Origin of the sequence: Pedobacter sp. KACC 23697, assembly GCF_045348445.1 — a bacterium.
Lineage (GTDB): Bacteria > Bacteroidota > Bacteroidia > Sphingobacteriales > Sphingobacteriaceae > Pedobacter.
On sequence record NZ_CP157485.1, the window covers coordinates 1933773 to 1951569 of the forward strand.

16 protein-coding genes are annotated in these 17797 nt (G+C 37.0%); 10 read left to right on the forward strand and 6 right to left on the reverse strand.

What is annotated here, in order from left to right:
- The first annotated feature begins 155 nt into the window (after window positions 1-155).
- Window positions 156-1436: an OmpA family protein gene (locus ABEG20_RS07490; RefSeq protein WP_406826754.1), complete on the forward strand. Its 1281-nt coding sequence runs from the start codon at window positions 156-158 to the stop codon at window positions 1434-1436.
- Between the two features lie 133 nt (window positions 1437-1569).
- Here ABEG20_RS07490 and ABEG20_RS07495 read toward each other — a convergent pair whose 3' ends face one another.
- Window positions 1570-2868 (reverse strand): DEAD/DEAH box helicase, encoded by a 1299-nt coding sequence (locus tag ABEG20_RS07495; RefSeq protein WP_406826755.1) that lies wholly within the window; start codon window positions 2866-2868, stop codon window positions 1570-1572.
- A 319-nt stretch (window positions 2869-3187) separates the two neighbouring features.
- On the opposite strand from ABEG20_RS07495, the gene ABEG20_RS07500 reads away from it, so the two are divergent.
- Both ABEG20_RS07500 and ABEG20_RS07505 read left to right on the forward strand, forming a co-directional pair.
- Window positions 3188-3352, forward strand: a complete 165-nt coding sequence (locus tag ABEG20_RS07500; RefSeq protein WP_406826756.1) for a hypothetical protein — start codon at window positions 3188-3190, stop codon at window positions 3350-3352.
- 807 nt (window positions 3353-4159) lie between these two features.
- Complete coding sequence (locus tag ABEG20_RS07505; protein ID WP_406826757.1) at window positions 4160-5176, forward strand: LD-carboxypeptidase; 1017 nt, start codon at window positions 4160-4162, stop codon at window positions 5174-5176.
- Between the two features lie 163 nt (window positions 5177-5339).
- Here the strand turns inward: ABEG20_RS07505 and ABEG20_RS07510 are convergent, their stop codons facing one another.
- Window positions 5340-6656, reverse strand: coding sequence for a nicotinamide mononucleotide adenylyltransferase (locus tag ABEG20_RS07510; RefSeq protein WP_406826758.1), 1317 nt, complete (start codon window positions 6654-6656; stop codon window positions 5340-5342).
- 244 nt (window positions 6657-6900) lie between these two features.
- A complete protein-coding gene (locus ABEG20_RS07515) occupies window positions 6901-7335 on the reverse strand; it encodes an Hsp20/alpha crystallin family protein (protein WP_406826759.1) in 435 nt (144 codons plus the stop codon).
- 76 nt (window positions 7336-7411) lie between these two features.
- Here ABEG20_RS07515 and ABEG20_RS07520 point away from each other — a divergent pair, with 76 nt between their 5' ends.
- The gene (locus tag ABEG20_RS07520) at window positions 7412-7897 is read left to right on the forward strand and encodes an acyl-CoA thioesterase (protein WP_406826760.1); all 486 of its coding nucleotides are present in this window, start codon (window positions 7412-7414) and stop codon (window positions 7895-7897) included.
- Window positions 7898-7990: 93 nt separating this feature from the next.
- On the opposite strand, the gene ABEG20_RS07525 is transcribed toward ABEG20_RS07520, so the two are convergent.
- Together ABEG20_RS07525 and folB are read right to left on the reverse strand one after the other, a co-directional pair.
- A complete protein-coding gene (locus ABEG20_RS07525) occupies window positions 7991-9394 on the reverse strand; it encodes an FAD-binding oxidoreductase (RefSeq protein WP_406826761.1) in 1404 nt (467 codons plus the stop codon).
- A complete protein-coding gene (folB, locus tag ABEG20_RS07530) occupies window positions 9394-9762 on the reverse strand; it encodes a dihydroneopterin aldolase (protein WP_406826762.1) in 369 nt (122 codons plus the stop codon). The genes ABEG20_RS07525 and folB overlap by 1 nt, the downstream gene beginning before the upstream one ends.
- A gap of 113 nt (window positions 9763-9875) precedes the next feature.
- Between folB and ABEG20_RS07535 the strand changes: the two genes are divergently transcribed.
- The 6 genes from ABEG20_RS07535 (at window position 9876) to ABEG20_RS07560 (ending at window position 15657) form a co-directional block, all read left to right on the forward strand.
- Entirely contained in the window at window positions 9876-11066 is a 1191-nt protein-coding gene (locus ABEG20_RS07535) for an acyl-CoA dehydrogenase family protein (protein ID WP_406826763.1), read from the forward strand.
- Window positions 11067-11081: 15 nt separating this feature from the next.
- The gene (locus tag ABEG20_RS07540) at window positions 11082-13757 is read left to right on the forward strand and encodes a DUF3857 domain-containing protein (protein ID WP_406826764.1); all 2676 of its coding nucleotides are present in this window, start codon (window positions 11082-11084) and stop codon (window positions 13755-13757) included.
- Window positions 13744-14124 (forward strand): SRPBCC domain-containing protein, encoded by a 381-nt coding sequence (locus tag ABEG20_RS07545; protein WP_406826765.1) that lies wholly within the window; start codon window positions 13744-13746, stop codon window positions 14122-14124. The genes ABEG20_RS07540 and ABEG20_RS07545 overlap by 14 nt, the downstream gene beginning before the upstream one ends.
- A gap of 10 nt (window positions 14125-14134) precedes the next feature.
- A complete protein-coding gene (locus ABEG20_RS07550; RefSeq protein WP_406826766.1) occupies window positions 14135-14947 on the forward strand; it encodes a hypothetical protein in 813 nt (270 codons plus the stop codon).
- 49 nt (window positions 14948-14996) lie between these two features.
- The gene (locus ABEG20_RS07555) at window positions 14997-15212 is read left to right on the forward strand and encodes a hypothetical protein (protein ID WP_406826767.1); all 216 of its coding nucleotides are present in this window, start codon (window positions 14997-14999) and stop codon (window positions 15210-15212) included.
- Window positions 15213-15465: 253 nt separating this feature from the next.
- The gene (locus ABEG20_RS07560) at window positions 15466-15657 is read left to right on the forward strand and encodes a pinensin family lanthipeptide (protein WP_265848981.1); all 192 of its coding nucleotides are present in this window, start codon (window positions 15466-15468) and stop codon (window positions 15655-15657) included.
- 257 nt (window positions 15658-15914) lie between these two features.
- On the opposite strand, the gene ABEG20_RS07565 is transcribed toward ABEG20_RS07560, so the two are convergent.
- The gene (locus ABEG20_RS07565; protein ID WP_406826768.1) at window positions 15915-17789 is read right to left on the reverse strand and encodes a lanthionine synthetase LanC family protein; all 1875 of its coding nucleotides are present in this window, start codon (window positions 17787-17789) and stop codon (window positions 15915-15917) included.
- Window positions 17790-17797 lie beyond the last annotated feature (8 nt).

Below are 17797 nucleotides of genomic sequence, written 5' to 3' on the forward strand. Positions count from 1 at the left end.
CGTAACTTTTTTGTGAAATAAATTTAACATGCTAATCTTCTGATAATATGGCCATTATACATTAAATCATGTATTTGGCAAGATTTTTTCTTAATCACAATCAAAACAGTATCATTAAAAAACTGTTATGACACTAATTATTAAAAAATAGAAGCATGAATAAGAGAATTACTAAATCAACAATGTTGGTTGCCTTATTAGGATTATCATCACAATTATTTGCACAAGAAACTCCAACAACCAGTACCAGATTTGGAGAAAAAAGTTTCCGCACCTGGAGTGTAGGTGTACATGGTGGTATTTTAAGTCAAAATACTTTCTTAGGCGGAGGAAGTGTTGATGCCAGAGAATTTAAAAGTATTGGTTATGGTGGTTTCATTAAGAAACAGATTTTACCAGCTTTAGGCTTGCAGGCAGACTTTTTACGTGGAGATCTGAAAACGGCTAACTATGTGGGTAACTTAGAGCAGAAAAATAGTATCCAGTGGTCTGGAGCATTAACCGCAGTATTAAATATTGCTAACTTTAGTTTAAATACAGAGAATGCAGTATTGATACCTTATGTAAAAGCTGGTGCTGGTTATATGTCATCAGATTCGCAAATAGGATCTACAGAAGTATTTAAAGATAGAGAAGGCTGGTTTATTCCTACAGGAGTTGGATTCAAATTTGGCGTTGCTAAAGGAATTAACATTGATTTGGGTTATGACATAAACTTCATCAAATCATCTCCAACAGTTAAAAATGCCTATAACGAAAGCAGATTCTCATACTCACACGTTGGTTTAGAATTCGCTTTAGGAAACAAAGAAGAATCACAATTACAAAATTACAGTGCTGTTGCAGATTTGCGTAAACAAAGTGCTGAAGAAAGTGCTGAATTGAGAAGAGCTTTATCAACAGCTGAGCAAAATGCACAACGTGATAGAGAGCAATATGCTAAAGATTTAGCTGATGACGATAATGATGGTGTAGCAAACAAATTTGACAAATGCCCTGGAACACCTTCAGGTACAGTTGTTGATGGTTCTGGTTGCCCAATCAAAGTTCAACGCGAAATTATTAAAGAAACTAAGGTAATTACTGAAGAAGACCGTAAAGTTGTTAGAGATGCCATTTCAAACCTGGAGTTTGATTTAGGTAAATCAACGATCCGTTCTAAATCATATGCAACTTTAAATCGTGTTGCTGGTTTATTAGTAGATAAAAACTTTAGCTTAAAATTAGCTGGTCACACTGATAACACTGGTGGCAGAGAGTTAAACTTACGTTTATCTAAAGACAGAGCTGAATCAGTAAAAGCTTACTTAGTATCTCAAGGTGCAAATGCATCCAGAATTGAAGCTACAGGTTACGGACCTGACCAACCAATTGCAACAAACAAAACTGCAGCTGGCCGTCAACAAAACCGTCGTGTAGAGTTTACTTTATACTAATCGAAAATAACGGTTAAATAAAAAGCTCCTCAGATTAATTTCTGAGGAGCTTTTATTTTATGTTGCATTTTTATTGGCGGAATAGCCCTTAAATAAATCAGATAGCTCCCGGAACAGGGTGACGCCCCTATTATTAAGACAATCCCTTTTTATTCTTATAGGTCATTTTGGCTTTAGCGCCTGCACTATAATTGTAGTTTTTTAGATTGCTGGCTTTCTTTTCGTGAAATGCAGCACCACGCTCAGAAGATTCATCATCTTCTGTACCTTTCTTTTTCTTTGGTTTATCAGCAGCATCAACCACTTTTAAATTTTCCGGCAACTCCATTACCTCCAATTTCTGCCCAATAGCCTGCTCAATTTTTTTTACCTCTATCAATTCAATATCTGTAGAAAATGTAATAGCCACCACATCTTCCTGGTCATGTTTAACAATACGCTGAATCAAGGTTTCTTTCTGCTCCGGCAATTCAAAGTGAAAGATAAAAGGAATTCCTTCAATATTGAGTTCGCCTAAATTTTCGTTGGCTACAATTAAAACCCTCGCATCTGGATTATTTTTAAAGTCAACAATATCATCATAACCTTTATCATCAAAAAACAGCGATCGGTAAATGCCAATCTCACCTTCTTTATGTTGGTTAAAGTTTTTATAGACTGTTTGTGCGGTTAAGCGTGTATTGACGAAAACCACAACCTTATCAAAAACTTCAGCATCATTTAATAATAAGGTTAATAAGTTTAGCTTCGTCCTGAAATTTGGTACCTGATAAAGCATTTGCTGGTAAACTTCTGCCTGCTTTTCGCCTATTTCATCTACCTCAATGGTTGCCGCCGAATCTTTCATAAAAGGCGAAATCATGTGATTCAATTTTTCGTGGAGTACTTCGGTAAATACTACATGCTGAGATTTGTAGGCGCTGTTAGCCAGCTCTACAACTGGTAATTGCAAGCCTTTCTTAACCATAAGCTCTGCATTATCCACTATAAATAACTGTATTTTATTGGTGTTTAAGGCTAGTTTTAAATATAATGCCCTGGCACGATCTGGTACAGCCACAATAATATCGCAACCATCGGTAATCTCATTCATTTGCGTTTCAATGGTACCCCGGCTATCAATTCCTAAAATTCTGAAAGTACTGTTGCGGTTCAATAGTTTAAATTGTTCCAGAACATGGTCTACATGCTCAATATCCGGCACTAAAATCAATGCTCTTGGTGCTTCCTCAAAAGCGTATTTCAACTTCATTAAAGTAGCTAAAACATAAGTTGTTGTTTTTCCAGAGCCCTCCGGTCCTACTGCTATAACGTCCTGGCCACCTAAAATGCGCGACATTGTTCTGGTTTGGATTTCTTTTGGTGTTAAAAATCCAGCATCAGTCATGGCTGCTATAAGTGGTTTACTAAGTTTTAATTTATCTAAAGACACGATTACTATTTTAATGTTTGAACTGCAAATATCCTTAAAATAATTAGCTTTTCTAAAATTGAATTTAAAGACATGGAAATAGATATTAATGCGCCTTGTATATAAAATTCATCTTCACTCCAATTTATTCAGGGGATATGACTATTAATTAGCTGATTATGCATTCTTTATTTATGAAAAAAGATATAAATAAAATTTTATTTGATTGTAAATCAGAAACTTACATGATTTTCAATTTAAAAAACTACTATATCTATAGATATTATATACTTATTTATATATTTGCTTAACATTAAGCGTTAAACAATTAAACACGAAGATGATGTCTATTTATTTTCAATATCCAGCTATTGATGAATATCCTCAATTAATTTATCCTTTACAGATAGAAGTAGAGAAATCAATAATTGCAGAGGATGAAGATAGCTTAAATAAAGAACAGATTGTAGAACTAAGTGATTACTTATCATTAAAGCAATTATAAAACATGGCCAGTTGACCGATGGGAAGGTTGGGGTTTCATAAACTCTTTATAATGGTTCGAATCCATTACTAGGCCACAAAGTGTATCTCATAGCACTTTACCCTGATTCTGCTCAATCAGGAAAGATTTGGTTATCTTATATTTGTTTTGTTGTTAGCAAAGGCTATCCGCGATGGGTAGCCTTTACTTTTTCACCTATAGGCTCATAGTTCTTTAGTATCCGTCAATGCCTGCGCATCGATGTGCCCCGGTAAAATTTTCTTACTCTTTTGATTGTTTTAGCAGCGCAGTGTCAGTGCTTGTAGCCAAAGCCTGATCCTGCTGTGCACTGCAATCTTTTTGGCAAGTTTTCGAAAAATAAAATAATAGGAATCCAAAAAGTATTTCCGTTTCCATCAGGGCTATTAAGCAGTCACTGTGATTCAAATAGCAATAAAATAATTAATAGCGCTAAAAACCGTAAACTTAATTCATATAGTTTTTCCCTGTTTTATAGGCAATATGCGTAATACGTGGTTTCCTAATCGGGCTGGGAATGACAGTTCTCGGTAGCTTACAATTTTGAGAAAAAAGCAGTCAATTATATTGGCTTTACGCAATCAATTATTTCTCAGATTGACAAATATTTCTAAAATCTCAAAACATTTTATTTCAAATGCGGTTATTTATATAATTCACATTATACTAATCTTTTACAGATTAATTTGTTTGGTTTAAAAAGGGATTTATGGATATAAATCCCTTTTCTTTTATGCCATAATTTTAAATCCTATATTTAGCCACATCAATTCTACTATCCTATTTTAGATGAATAGAAAACATTTCCTTTCTTCGTTTATTGCAGCCACTACCATGCTTCCGGCCTTTGAAACTTTAGCTATTGAAAGCGAAAGTTCAGCGTTTAAAATTCCTCCCTATTTAAAACCTGGTGATACTGTTGGAATTAGCAGTCCTGCGGGATACATTACATTCGAGCAAATCCAACCTTCGGTTAAACAAATGGAAAGCTGGGGTTTGAACATAAAAATTGGAGAAACCATTGGTAAACGCGATTTTACTTACGGCGGAACCGATGAAGAAAGACTGGCTGATTTTCAGCAAATGCTGAATGATCCGGGTATTAAAGCTATTATGTGTGCCCGTGGTGGCTATGGTTTTGTACGCATTATTGATCAGCTTGATTTTTCCGTTTTTAAAAGAAATCCCAAATGGATTATCGGTTTCAGCGATATCACTGTGCTGCATTGCCACCTGGCCAAAAATTTTGGTATTGCTTCTATCCATGCTAAAATGTGCAACAGTTTTCCTGATAATTGGGCTAAGGCGGAGCCCATACAGATTGAAACAATCCTCTCGATAAAGAAAGCTTTGATAGGTGAAGAAATTGGCTATACTGCTCCATCAAACAGCAATAACCGTTTTGGGAAAACTGACGCGATACTGGTTGGCGGCAATTTGAGCATTATTGAAACACTTGCGGGCAGCCCATCAGATTTAGATACCAAAGATAAAATTTTGTTTATAGAAGATACTGGCGAATACCTTTACAGCATTGATAGAATGCTTTGGAATTTAAAAAGAAGCGGCAAACTTAAAAATCTGAAAGGATTAATTGTTGGTGGTTTTAAAGTGAAACCCGATGATGCAGGTGAAGAGTTTGGCAAAAACATTTATGATATTGTGCTCGAAAAGGTAAAGGAGTATGCTTACCCGGTTGCGTTTGATTTTCCCGTTGGGCACCAGCGCAATAACTTTGCATTGAAATGCGGTGCGAAGCATGCTTTTATGGTGAACGAAAATGGCTCGGTATTGCGCACGATTTAATTCTTTCATCCAGCTGCTTGTCATTCTGAATGTAATGAAGAATCTAAAAAGGTGGATTTAAATTCTTTAAATTAAGAAATAAGCTTATAAATGAGCAATACAAAACTTAAGTTTTGCTATTATTTAAAGATTCTTCGCTCCTCAGAATGACAGAATATAGGTATTAAACCGTTTTCACCTCGTCCTCATTATAGTCTTTAATATCAGTAATATAACCATTAATCAACAGGAAATCAAATAATGGTTTCGCCTCAGGTGTAATTGGCATATTCTCAGTCGTAATGACCTGATTGGTCTTTTTATCCAGAAAAGGGTAAGCAAATAACCGCACATTCGTGTTAAACATATCGTTTACATAACTCAATAGCTGACCGGAATAGTTTTCGCCAGTGAAGTTTTTGGCATTGAATACAAACTTTAAGTTGTTGATATTTGTAGCTAAGCCGACACTTTTGGGTTTACACCTGGCCAGGTACTTGGCAAGGCGGTTGTGACGGGTAAAATTAGAAACAATCACCGTGTTTCCTGTATCGCACATTTCCTGGGTACGTTTAGCTACTGCTTCTAAATCGATATCATCAGGTGTTTCTTGTGCATCGGTTAAAACATTGGTTGCTAAAACTTCAATCATTACAGCCAGATTCCCCTCTTCTACTTTATTCGTACGTTTAAACTGTTCTGTAGCTTTATTAAAAAGATTAAAGTTAGGCAATGATTTTTGGCCGTATTTGGTCCTTAAAATCATGATATCCTTTTTGTACAAAAGATCTTTAGCCTGGCGGGGATGCGCATCAGCATCGAAAATTGCAGCCGCCGAGAAATCTTTCATAATCATATACAGATTAAGCAAGATATTGTCTACGCCAGGAAATGCCGGCCCCTTAACCGAAATCAAATCGATTTCTACTGATCCGATGGTTAAATTGTCAGCCAGGGATTCGACCATTATTTTAGGGTTCTGATAATAGTAGAATGCTGCGTAAAGCAGGTTTACACCAATAATACCCAACACACGCTGTTGCATATTTACATCAGTATCCAACAATCGTACATGAAAGAATATTTCATTAGGTAAACCTCCGGGCTCGTTTTGAAACCGGATACCCACCCAACCATGCGGTTCGTTGGTACGCTTGTAATTTAAGGTAGTTACCGTATCTGCAAAGGCAAAGAAGGTACGGCTTTCGTATTTTTCGCCAGATAAACGCTCGTTGAGTAAGCCAAATTCGTGGTCAAGCATTTGCAAAAGGCGGTTCTGGCTCACATAACGACCATTTGTTTCCGCTCCATAAATGGCATCGCTAAAAGTCATATCATAAGCCGACATGGTTTTGGCTACTGTTCCGGAAGCTGCGCCAGCATTAAAAAAGTTTCGTGAAACCTCCTGCCCCGCTCCAATTTCAGCGAAAGTGCCGTAAATTCTTGGGTCAAGATTTATTTTAAGTGCTTTGCGTTTCGTATCCAGAATTTCTCTTTCCATGCCGCGAAAATACAAAAAATTGAGGTTAAGCTAATTTTAAGTCTGTAACTTAAAATCAATCTAAATACCATTAAGGAGATTTGTCAACCTATCCCGATTTTTACACGGATTAAGGTTCTGTTTTGCAGAAATGAATTCAGCATGACGATATGAGAAAAAAAATAAGGTTAATGCCATCCGGCATTAACCTTATAAAACCTAAACTTAAACTATTATGAAAAACCCTCTTTCGAGAATGTTTTTATTACGATACTATAATTTCTTTGTGCTGTAATTTAGCATCGTCTTTTTTGCTGATGTTAATTGATAAAATACCATCCTTATATTCAGCGGTAATATGATCACCATCGGCAGTATCCGGTAAATTAAATGATCGTGCAAAAGAGCTGTAATCAAATTCTTTACGTGTAAAATCTTTAGCTACCTGGTTTTCATCTTTTTTGACCTCTACCCAAACAGAAAGGGTATCTTTTTTTAAATTGATCTGAAAGTCTTCTTTTTTCAACCCTGGAGCAGCCAGCTCAATTACGTATGCAGTTTCGTTTTCATAAATATTTACATTTGGTGATTTATCAACCATTTTGTTTTTACTTACTGCATCGCTAAACAATGAATCAAAAACATTGTTAAAGTAAGGAGCCGTGTTGCGTGTTCTGTTGTTAAAATTTACAAGTGTCATATCGCTTATTCTTTAATTTTTTAATTTTTAAATTGATAATTCTCCTTATTCAACTTATATACCAATCCAAATTTTTATGATTTTTAAGACATTTTGGCAAAGCAAATCTAAGAATAAAGACAAATTGACAGATATTAGGGCTTTTTCAGACAAATTCAACTATAAAACCAACATCCATTTGCGCTTCATTGATTTTGATTTGATGGGCCACGTAAACAATTCAATTTACTTTACTTACCTTGAGATTGCCAGAACTAAATATTGGGAAGAAATTATTAAATGGAATTGGAAAAAAACCGGGATTGTGGTGGCGCATGCAGAATTGGATTATATTTTACCCATTGTCATGAATGATAAAATTGCTATTCATGTAAAAACATCAAGGATTGGTAACACGAGCTTTGATTTAGAGTATCAGATCGTTAAACTTAAGGGAAGCGAAGAAGTAATCTGCAGCAAAGGAAAAACGGTATGTATAGCTGTTGATTACGCTACGGGCAAACCGACTGCAATTCCTGAAGAAGAGAAGCAGAAAATGCTGGGTTTTGAGCAGTTAAAATAATTGAGTAAAACCCGTCATGCTGAACTTGTTTCAGCATCTTAATATACTGGTTACCATTAAGACCCTGAAACAAGTTCAGGGTGACGAATAAAATTAATCAGGCATAATCTTTCCAGGGTTTAATATCCCGTTCGGATCGAAAACATTTTTAATCCCACGCATTAAATTCAGGTGGATTTCGGAGTACTTAATCGGCATAAATTCTTTTTGAACCAGGCCAATACCATGTTCTCCAGAAAGTGTGCCGCCTAAGTTGGTGGTGAGTTCAAATATTTCAGCAATACCAAATTTAAGCTTGTTTTTCCAGTCTTCATCACTCATGCCCGCCTTAATAATATTTACATGCAGGTTACCATCGCCTGCATGTCCATAGCAAACACTCTCAAAGCCATATCGGGTGCCAATTTCTTTAATGCCGTTAACGAGTTTAGGTAAAGCCGCCCGGGGAACAACGGTATCTTCTTCTTTATAAACCGAATTAGATTTAACCGATTCGGCCATTGTTCTGCGCATTCGCCACAATTCCTCTTTTTGCGCAGCAGTATCTGCAAATAATACTTCAGTACAGTTGTGTTCTTCTAAAACGACATTCGTTTTCTCGCAGTTTTTGAAAATATCATCCAAATCATCTCCATCAAACTCGATCATTAATAATGCTGCCACATCATCTTTCAAATCAAATTTAATGTCATCGAATTTGATTACCCACTCTACTCCTTTCCGTTCCATAAACTCCAGTGCTGAAGGGGTAACCCCTGCCCTGAAAATCGCCGAAACTGCTGCGCAAGCATCTTCGTTTGTGCTAAAGGATCCCATCATTAAAACCGATTGACCAGGTTTTGGCAAAAGCTTGGTTACGATTTTAGTTACCACACCTAAGGTACCTTCCGAACCGATCATTAACTGGGTTAAATTATAACCTGAAGCATATTTAAGTGTATTTGCACCCGTCCAGATAATATTGCCGTTAGGCATAACCACTTCCAGATTTAAGATATACTCACGTATGGTGCCATACTTTACTACTCTTGGGCCACCAGAACCGTGTGCCACGTTACCACCAATAAAACAAGATCCTTTACTGCTGGGATCAACCGGGTATAAAAGACCTTTTTCGGCTACTGCATTTATAAACTCTTCAGTAATCACGCCTGGTTCAACCGTTGCCTGTAAGTTTTCGGTATCAATATCCAATATGGCCTTAAACTTTTCCATTGATAAGGATACCCCGCCATAAATCGGCAAGGCAGCTCCACTTAAACCTGTTCCGCCTCCTCGTGGTGTAACCGGAACATGATGGGCATTGCAGATTTTTAATAAGGCTGAAACTTCCTCTGGCGTAGTGGGTTTTACCACAACTTCGGGCTGATAGCGCAAATCTTCGGTCTCGTCATGACTGTAATTATCCAGGCTTTCTGTATCGGTAAAAACTTTATCTGTACCTATTACAGCTTTAATCTCTGCTAAAATTTCCGGATTGATTTTCGTAAAATTCATTATTTGGCTGAAGTGTAAGATAATTTAACAAAAGAGTGCCCAATCTGACCAGGCATAGGTGGATTTAGTTTTTTCATACTCACGTTTACCGTATACACAAAAGGATACAATTCGATAACTTTCGAGATAATATTCTTCAAAACAGTTTCCAATAGCTTTTGTGTATTTTTCATTTCTTCGAGGATGATGCGATTCAAGTCCTCGTAATTAACCGTTTGTGCCAGTTCATCATCAAAACCCTGTGGCGTAAATTCTGTTTCTAAATCTACAACAAAATGATTTCCAATAAGTTGCTCTTCCGGATAATAACCATGCAGTGCAAAGCATTTTACATCTTTTAAAGCTACGGTTTGTTTGAAATGGCTCATGTATTTTCTATAAGCTGCAAAATTAAATTTTTATTCATGAATATAATGCCCCTTGCCGTAAATTGTTACCTTTGAAATGAACGCGGTTTCTTAACCAGATAACACGAAATTACATGAGGAAATCAGTAAAAAAAGACCTGTACGAGGCGCCAGACTATTATTTATTGGATGAATTGTTAACCGATGAGCACAAATTAATCCGTGCTACGGCCAGAGATTGGGTAAAAAAAGAAGTGAGCCCAATTATCGAGGATTATGCACAAAAGGCAGAATTTCCGAAACATTTAATAAAAGGCCTTGCTGATATCGGTGCTTTTGGCCCTACTATTCCGGTTGAGTATGGTGGCGCCGGGCTAGATTACACCGCTTATGGAATTTTGATGCAGGAAATAGAACGTGGCGATTCTGGTATCCGCTCTACAGCATCTGTTCAGGGTTCATTAGTGATGTATCCTATTTATGCCTATGGAACAGAGGAACAGCGCAAAAAATACCTCCCCAGATTAGCCAGTGGCGAAATAATGGGCTGTTTTGGTTTAACAGAACCAGATCATGGCTCCAATCCAGGTGGTATGGTAACCAACATTAAAGATGCTGGAAGCCATTATATTTTAAATGGAGCAAAAATGTGGATCAGCAATGCCCCCTTTGCTGATATTGCTGTGGTATGGGCAAAAGACGAATCGGGCAAAATCAGAGGAATGGTAGTAGAACGGGGTATGGAAGGTTTTTCTACGCCCGAAACCCATAACAAATGGAGCCTGCGTGCATCAGCAACCGGTGAGCTGGTATTTGATCATGTTAAAATCCCAAAGGAAAATGTTTTTCCTGAAATCAGCGGATTAAAAGGTCCGTTGGGTTGCTTAAATCAGGCACGTTATGGTATTGCCTGGGGCGCTTTAGGCGCGGCAATGGACTGTTATGATACTGCTCTGCGTTATTCCAAAGAGCGCGTTCAATTCGGGAAGCCTATTGGCGGTTTCCAGTTGCAACAAAAGAAACTGGCAGAAATGGTAACTGAAATTACTAAAGGTCAACTGTTGGTTTGGCGTTTAGGTGTACTGAAGAGTGAAAACAGGGCTACGGCTGAACAAATATCAATGGCGAAAAGAAACAGTGTAGAAATTGCCCTGGATATTGCCAGAAATGCACGCCAAATGCTTGGTGGAATGGGTATTACCGGCGAATACTCCATCATGCGCCATATGATGAATTTAGAATCTGTAGTAACTTACGAAGGTACACACGATATACACTTACTGATTACGGGAATGGACGTGACGGGATTAAACGCATTTAAGTAAACAACCTCAACAAACATGTTTGATAAAAACGCCCTCAAAAAACTTATTTTATTCATTTTAACTTTTTGGATCAGTACAACTTTTGCACAGAAAAATAATTTTTTTATTTCCAGAGCAGAACCACAATGGTTGCAAAAAGTTAAAACTGTTGATGAACGGGCAGCAGCAAAAGATGTTCAGGATGGCTGGTACCTGTTTCTTTATGAACAGCAAATTAATGTAGAAACATCGGAAGAATACGAACACGATATCCGTGAAATTATTTCGGATACCGGAGTGCAAAATGGCTCAGAAATATCCGTTACCTACGATCCTTCTTATCAAAAGCTTCTTTTCCATAAGATTATCATTTGGAGAAACAATAAGCCCATAGATAAACTTGATGCACGCAATTTTAAAATTATACAGAATGAGAAAGAACTCAGCAAGTTTATTTACAGCGGCACATTTAATGCTTTTCTGATTTTAGATGATGTACGCAAAGGTGATAGGATTGAGTTTTCATATACGGTAAAAGGCAAAAATCCAGTTTTTGATTCGCGCTATAGCAATCTGATCTATTTTGAGGGCGGAAGTCAGATTTCCAATGTTTATGTAAGCGTACTATTTAACAAAAAACGCGACTTGAGGCTTAAGGACTTCAATTATGTTCCACCACTAAAAACGCTTGAAACCGGAGATTTAAAAGTATACCAATGGCAAAGTCAGGTTTCCAAAACCTTTACCACACACGATTACCAGCCAGAATGGTATAATCCTTACGGCCGTGTTCAGATTAGCGAATATCGCAGCTGGAAAGATATCGTCGACTGGTCTGTCCGTTTAAATACCTATGATCTTAAAAATTCTGTTATACTCAATGCCAAGGTTAAAGAGTTAAAAGCTAAAGCCGGTAACGATCCTGAAAAGTATTTACAATTGGCTACCCGTTTTGTGCAAGATCAGATCAGGTATATGGGGATAGAAATGGGGCAATATTCTCATCGTCCAAACGCTCCCGACAAAGTTTTAAAACAGCGCTATGGCGATTGTAAGGACAAATCGCTGTTACTGGTTTACCTGTTAAAAAACATGGGCATACCTGCGTACCCGGTTTTAATCAATACTTATTTGCGTGATAAAACAATAGAAAGATTGCCCTCAACCGGTGCTTTTGACCATGTTGTGGTATTAGCAGAGTTCAAAAAGCAAAAGATCTGGATTGATGCAACCATGTCTGATCAGCGTGGCCCGATAACTGAAAATTATTTCCCCTATTCTGCAAATGTTCTGGTGGTAAAACCTGGTAACGATAAACTTGAATGGGTTAAAAGTAATCCTAAAGGAAAAATAGATGCCACATCAACCATCAATGTACCCGATACGGCACAGGGCAAAAAAGCTACATTGCAAATCAAAACAGTTTATACGCACAACTGTGCCGATCAGATCAGAGCCGATCTAAGCAGTGATGGAACAAATAAACTGGAAAAGGATTATTTAAGTTATTATGCGAAATTATATCCGGGCATACAAACGGTAAAAAATTTAATCGTCAAGGATGATGAGGTTAACAACATTATTTATTTAACCGAAAGCTATGAGATTGAGAATATCTGGGTAAAAGACGACTCGGTTTCCCACAGATATGACATTTATTTCTATGGTGATTTAATCAGTAATGAACTAAGAAAGCTAAAGAAATGGCGTGATGTACCGATGGAGTTGGCTTATCCTTGTAATATCAACCAAAAACTAAAAATCATTTTTCCTGATAACTGGGACTTAAAGGACAAAGCTTTTAGTGTTGAAAGACCTGGCTACAAGTTTAATTACACCGTAAAGGCAGAGTCGGATACTTTAACTATAAACTATAGTTACCAAAACCTGCGCGATGAAATATCTGGTGCTGAAACCAGACAGTACATTAAAGACAGAAGCAATATAATCGACAATCTGAGCTACAGCTTATACTGGAGGGGTGATGGAACTGATACTGGAGATGAATCTGATTTAAATTATTGGATGGTAACTTTATGCGTTTTCGTTTTCATTTTAATGGCAGTTGTAGGTGTATTTCTTTATACCCGTAAAAAACCATTTGAGCTTGAAGATATAAAAGAAGCTCCCAAAATTGGCGGCTGGCTTATCATTGCTGCTATTGGCCTTGTAGTTATGCCGTTTGCCTCATTATTTACAATGATCAAAACGAATACATTTAGTCAGCGTACTTGGGAAACCCTTGAACAGTACGATCGCTTTACTACATTCATATACCAGCTTTGCTGGCTTATTGAGACGGCATTGAACATGTGCCTGATTACATTCAGTATACTGGTTATATTCTTTTTTTTTGAACGCCGGAAAGAATTTCCAAAGTATTATATCGGGTTCAAAATTGCCAGTATCACCGTAGCCATTTTAGGCTTTGTTTTTCAGCTTTTAATGAGTAAACATCTAGGCAGTCAGCTGTATACAAATTCAGATGTGACTACACTGATCAGGAATGTCATTATTTCTGCAATTTGGATCACCTATTTTGTAAAATCAAGTCGCGTAAAAAGTACCTTTGTGTTTTCTTATCCCGCATACGCATGGAAAGCAGCAGTAATTAAAGATTTAAATGAAACTTTTAGGCTCGAGAATTTAAAAAAGCAAGAAATTATTGAACAGCAAAAAACAATACAAACAGTAGAAAATGAAAGACTTTAAAAAATATACCTACATACCTGCACCACCAGAAGAAGTTTATTTAGCCCTTACCAAAGACATCAGCATGAAGCTCTGGACTGGTGCAGAAGTAGAGTTTGAAGAAGTACCCGGAACAGAATTCTCTTTATGGGATGGCGATATTACTGGTAAAAACATCGAATTTACCTACGGTAAGCAAATTGTGCAGCAATGGTATTTCGGAGAAGAAAATGAACCTTCTATCGTAACCATCAAACTTCACGAAGATAAGAAGGGAACATCACTGGAATTTCGACAAACCAATATTCCTGATGAAGACTATAAAGATTTTACGGAAGGAATCCAGGAGTATTTTTTAGGCGGTTTGGTTGATTTCTTTGAAGAATAATAAGCATAAAATGAAAAATCAAATTATCGCTCTTCTCCCCTTACTTTTTTTAACCACATTTACTTCCTGCACATCTTTCCTTACCCCAGCTATTTTGGGAAACAATATGAGCTATCTACCAAAGGCGATGGTTGCAGATAGTGTTAAAACGTTAACAAATGCATCAGCAAGTTTTGCGGCTTCTGTTTCACCGAGTGCTGGTACAGGCTTCGAATTGGGAATGGCAAATATAAGTCAGTCGCACACTTTTAAGAAAGCAAATATTTCTTATGGAATTTTTGGTTATGCAGGAAAGGCATCAGGTGGAAATAAGGATAATAGCGAAGAGAACTTAAAAAATTATCTTCCATCCTTTAAAAAATCGATCAGTGGTGTTGGTTTAAGATTTTCTGCCGGTCTTCATCGCAGTTCAGCTAACAGAAATACAGATTTTAGATACATTAACCTCGAAAATGCACTTGCCTTTGAAGGTGGGGCATACACCAAATTCAGACAGGAAGTTTACAACAGCCGCATTCCGGATTATGTAGCCGTTTCAAACAGACGAGTGCTATGGACGACCGGATTATCTACAGAGATTATCTGGAGAGTAAGGGATAACCCTGATTTTCGACATGCTTTTAGATTTTTTATTGGTGGCACTCCTAATTTTGCAAATAGTTTTAGATCTGGTATTAAAACAAATGACTTCATCAGCGGTAAAAATTCGATGGGGTGGGTTTTTAACTACTTCTTATACATTAAACGTTTTTCGCTTTCGCTAGAAATGGCAGACAATGTTAATTATGCCCAAAAAATAAGCGTTGGCTATTCATTTCAATAAAAACATATCGGTGAGATTGCTGTTCTGCTATAAATAAAAGCGAATAATTATGAACAGAACATTAGGAATTGTATTAATCGTTGTGGGTATTGCCATGCTCATCTGGACTGGTTTCTCTTATACCAAAAAAGAAAAAATTGTGGATGCAGGACCTATTCAAATATCTGCCGATAAAGAAAAATCTGTAAACTGGCCCCCTTATGCCGGTGGCATTATCTTGATAGCCGGTGTAATTGTTTTTGCAACTGCTAAAAACAAGAATTAATATCCAAAATCTCTCTGGCATATCAACTCCATCCGTTTTGTTAATAAAAAAGATTGTTGACTCATGTAAATATTTTAACATCTTAATTTACAGAACGTTACTAATTAAATCATAAATTAACGCAACATAGCTGCAAAAATATGATTTATTGTTTTGCAACTATGTTGCAATTGATTAACTTAGTGCTGTTGCAACCGGGGATAAGCCGAACCCCCGTAACCACCAGTAGGCATCAACATTAATCAATTATTTTATGAAAAATCAATCAGAAAAAATCACTTTGAGCTTGGAAGACCTTCAATTGGAAAGTTTTGTAACCAGCATTGATAGCGAAGTAGCTATGCGTTTATCAGGCGGTTTGGGTAGCGTATCTGAGCCAACACACACAGAACAAACAGATGACCACCATACGCCACCTGTTAGATGTACTACCGTTATCTGTTAATTCATAAATGGTAATTTCATCTCAAGGCGCTTTAGGGCGCCTTGTTTTGTTAAGCGATGGGTGGTTGGCGCCTGTAAGCGATTAAACAATTTGAGTTTGCCATATAAATTATCCGATTTAAACGATTAACAAATCACTTAATTCAGATCCTGAAACAAAGTCAGGATAAGGAATGGAGAGAGAAGTTTTTTTGCCGTTAACCGGTTTTGAGTATCAGGACTGGCCCTTACTCTGTTAAACAGCTAAAAATCAAATAATTAATCCGATACTTCAATAAAACCCGCCTCGATCAATAACCGGGTCTGCTGCACCACTTTATCCGCTAATTGCATCAAAGACTTTTCATTTGGTGTATCTCCAAATAGAGTAGCGTGAAGTAGCTTTACAAGCTCCTCTCCTTTCATTTTCTCTTTTTCAATTGCGTTTAAAATCAATGCGGTAAATAAACCAACATTAATTTCTTTTACACCATTTTCATCACTAATGAATAAAAGCAGCCCATTTTCTATCCGTTTGAGCGGGCGATAAAGTTTTACCCGGTCACTTAACCTTAAATTTTTGTCGGTTAATACTTTATCACACAGTTTAAGGTTTTCTTCTACCCTTTTTAGCCAATATTTATGTTTCTGCTCGAAACTAAAATAACCTTTGTGTTTTTTCCATAAATCAACCAGGGCGCTTTCCAGATTAAATGAAGCAGCAATCTCATCATTTTGAATTTGCAAAATTTCTGATTGAAGCTTTATTTTAAAACCATCAATGTCTTTACTCTCAAAAGCAGAAAAATGCTGTAATTTATTAAGTGTTCTGGTATAATAATTTGAAAAAATCAGCTTCTTGATCTGAATTTCTGAGTATTCATATTCAAACACTGACTTTTTATCATTGTGTGGCAATCCAGGAGCCAGGATACCAGCGGAACTTTGATCAGTTAAAATTTGCAAAATGATATAACCAATTCCCGCTTTTCCGGATAAGAGTCCATAATCATCAATACTGCATGAAACATAAGTATTATAACTGTTTGTTTTTTGATGAAGTGCGCTGGCCTGCCCTAATATTAAAGCGACCTGAGCATTCATCTCACATTCTAACAAAAATGGAATCATTCCACAATAGCCGCTAACCAGGGTAAAATCCGTTCGGGTAAGCTTTTCTAAGTCATGCAAGCAGCGTTCCAGTGCATTTTGGCAATGCTCTTCGTATTTTTTTTCTTTGGTAATCTGCAATGCCATTTGCCTGCTCAATGCGATTCCGGCTGCACCGTGCGCCCAGGCATTTACATCGGTCATTTCTGGTAAGAATGTTTCCAGCTTCCATTCATGCACATCAGGTTTATTTAACCGGTGCGGACCAAGACGTAAATCCAGCCAGTTTTTAGCAGATTCCTGGAAATATTGCATTTCGTATCTTAAAGCTTCTTCAGCAAGATAAATTAATCCCGAAGCATTAAAATATTGACCAACCTGCATCAACACCCAGGCAATACCTGAAGCACCATGAGAAAACCCGGTCATACTATCATAGGCTTTTTTTGATCGCGAATAATCCCATTTTAATCCCTGCTCAGAAATCCGAGCTTCAGCAATTAACCGATCGATCAAGAAGCTCACCATGCTTAGCACTTTAGGGTGATTGGTGTGGTGGTAAAGTAAGCAGAACAATAGTAAATTACCTGTATAGCCACTTAAAAGATCTGCTTTTAACAACTCCGTTAATTCTTTTTCATTATGGAGCGTTAGTGCTAAAGCTTTATCTTTATAAAACTCATCATCTGTAACTTCAAAAATTTTAAGGCAGGTATAAACAACTCCTCCCAAACCGGTGTACAAGGCAAAGAATTTAGGATGAAGTACTTCGCTGGAATTCAAGATCCGGTACATGGCTTTATTCACGATGCGCAAATGATCTGCATTTCTATCAAACTGATATAATTTCAGAAAAAAGAGAACAATGCCACAATTGCCATTAAAGAGGTCGTAACTTTCCTTAAATTCATATTCATCAAGATTGGTGTAGAATGGGGTTGGCCACCAGATTTCCCGGTCAGTTTCTATAAAATTAAAACACAGTTCATCGTAAATTTCGTAAAGCTGCCGGTTAAATTTTTCGATCTGTTTTGTTGTGAACATTGTTAAAA

Bases quoted from the DNA above. Each gene is read 5' to 3' on its own strand.
- ABEG20_RS07515 (WP_406826759.1), bottom strand. From the start codon at position 7,335: ATGACACTTGTAAATTTTAACAACAGAACACGCAACACGGCTCCTTAC.
- ABEG20_RS07555 (WP_406826767.1), top strand. From the start codon at position 14,997: ATGAACAGAACATTAGGAATTGTATTAATCGTTGTGGGTATTGCCATG.
- ABEG20_RS07525 (WP_406826761.1), bottom strand. From the start codon at position 9,394: ATGAATTTTACGAAAATCAATCCGGAAATTTTAGCAGAGATTAAAGCT.
- ABEG20_RS07520 (WP_406826760.1), top strand. From the start codon at position 7,412: ATGATTTTTAAGACATTTTGGCAAAGCAAATCTAAGAATAAAGACAAA.
- ABEG20_RS07500 (WP_406826756.1), top strand. From the start codon at position 3,188: ATGATGTCTATTTATTTTCAATATCCAGCTATTGATGAATATCCTCAA.
- ABEG20_RS07565 (WP_406826768.1), bottom strand. From the start codon at position 17,789: ATGTTCACAACAAAACAGATCGAAAAATTTAACCGGCAGCTTTACGAA.
- folB (WP_406826762.1), bottom strand. From the start codon at position 9,762: ATGAGCCATTTCAAACAAACCGTAGCTTTAAAAGATGTAAAATGCTTT.
- ABEG20_RS07535 (WP_406826763.1), top strand. From the start codon at position 9,876: ATGAGGAAATCAGTAAAAAAAGACCTGTACGAGGCGCCAGACTATTAT.
- ABEG20_RS07505 (WP_406826757.1), top strand. From the start codon at position 4,160: ATGAATAGAAAACATTTCCTTTCTTCGTTTATTGCAGCCACTACCATG.
- ABEG20_RS07540 (WP_406826764.1), top strand. From the start codon at position 11,082: ATGTTTGATAAAAACGCCCTCAAAAAACTTATTTTATTCATTTTAACT.
- ABEG20_RS07550 (WP_406826766.1), top strand. From the start codon at position 14,135: ATGAAAAATCAAATTATCGCTCTTCTCCCCTTACTTTTTTTAACCACA.
- ABEG20_RS07490 (WP_406826754.1), top strand. From the start codon at position 156: ATGAATAAGAGAATTACTAAATCAACAATGTTGGTTGCCTTATTAGGA.
- ABEG20_RS07510 (WP_406826758.1), bottom strand. From the start codon at position 6,656: ATGGAAAGAGAAATTCTGGATACGAAACGCAAAGCACTTAAAATAAAT.
- ABEG20_RS07560 (WP_265848981.1), top strand. From the start codon at position 15,466: ATGAAAAATCAATCAGAAAAAATCACTTTGAGCTTGGAAGACCTTCAA.
- ABEG20_RS07545 (WP_406826765.1), top strand. From the start codon at position 13,744: ATGAAAGACTTTAAAAAATATACCTACATACCTGCACCACCAGAAGAA.